At 77.0% G+C, this 1,271-nt stretch carries 1 protein-coding gene and 1 pseudogene; both read left to right on the top strand.

The genetic code is table 11. The features are described 5' to 3' along the window. Window positions 1-259: 259 nt before the first annotated feature. Entirely contained in the window at window positions 260-1,027 is a 768-nt protein-coding gene (locus G3I42_RS08190) for an ABC transporter ATP-binding protein (protein ID WP_164283809.1), read from the top strand. Continuing rightward, window positions 1,024-1,271, top strand: a pseudogene (locus G3I42_RS08195) (hypothetical protein); the annotation flags it as partial. The gene G3I42_RS08190 and the pseudogene G3I42_RS08195, both read left to right, overlap by 4 nt.

Below are 1,271 nucleotides of genomic sequence, written 5' to 3' on the forward strand. Positions count from 1 at the left end.
CGCTCCTGCTGCCCGGCGGCGGGGGCGGCGGCTGGCAGGGGCTGCCCGCCCGGGTCGCCCTCGTCACGGGGGACCCCGCCGCGCGGACCGCCTGGCTGCTCGTCGCCGCGCTCGCCGCACTCACGGTCCTCACCCGCCGTGAGCATTACCACCACAACTGACCCGACCACACCGCACACCGAGGAGCCCCGTGCACCCGTTCACCCCATTCCTCCCGACTCCTCCCCCACCGCCTCCGCCCGCGCACCCCACCCTCGACATCGAGAACCTGACCGTGCGTTACCGGCGCCGCACCGCGCTCGACGGGCTGAGCCTCTCGCTCGGCCCCGGAGTGCACGGGCTGCTCGGGCCCAACGGCGCGGGCAAGTCCACGCTCGTCCGGGTCCTCGCGACGGTCACGCGGCCCGAGGCGGGTCGCGTGCGGCTGCACGGCCACGACCTCGCGAGCGCGCGGGGCCGCACCGAGGCGCGGCGGCTGCTCGGCTACCTGCCGCAGGAGTTCGGGTACTACCGGAGCTTCACGGTGCGCGAATTCCTCGCGTACGTGGCGTGGCTCAAGGAGGTCCCGGCCGACGACGTGCCCGCGGCCGTCGAGCGGGCGCTCGCGCGCACCGGGCTCGGCGAGCGCGGCGACTCACGGCTGCGCGAGCTGTCCGGCGGCATGGTGCGGCGCGCCGGGATCGCGCAGGCGCTCGTCAACGATCCCGCGCTCCTCCTCCTCGACGAGCCGACGGCCGGTCTCGACCCCGAGCAGCGCGTCGACTTCCGCGCCCTGCTGCGCGAGGTGGGGCGCGAGACGACGGTGCTCGTCTCGACGCACCTCGTCGAGGACGTCGCGCAGGCGTGCACCGAGGTGACGCTCCTGGAGGCGGGCCGCCTCGTGCTCCGTACGACCCCCGCCGACCTCGCCCGGCTCGGCGCCGAGGTGCCCGAGGAGTGGAGCGGCGGCGGCAGCGAGACCGAGCGCGGCTACACGGCGGCGCTGCGCGCGTACCGCGAGAACCCGGGCCGGGGGGCGGGCGCGTGACGACGGCGACACCGGCACGTCCCCTCCCCGCCCCGGCGATGCGCGGGCCCTTCGCGACGGAGCTGCGGCGCGGCCCCGGCCCCCTCACGGGCGCCGTCACGGGCCTCGTCCTCGCCCTGATGCTCGGCACGACGCTCTTCTCGTGGCTCGGCGTGTGGGCGGAGACCGCCGAGTTCACGCACCTCGCGGCCGCGCAGGTCGGCCTCCCGCTCGCCCTCGCGGCCGGCTGCTGGTCGGGCGGCAG

Origin of the sequence: Streptomyces sp. SID11385, assembly GCF_010548245.1 — a bacterium.
Lineage (GTDB): Bacteria > Actinomycetota > Actinomycetes > Streptomycetales > Streptomycetaceae > Streptomyces.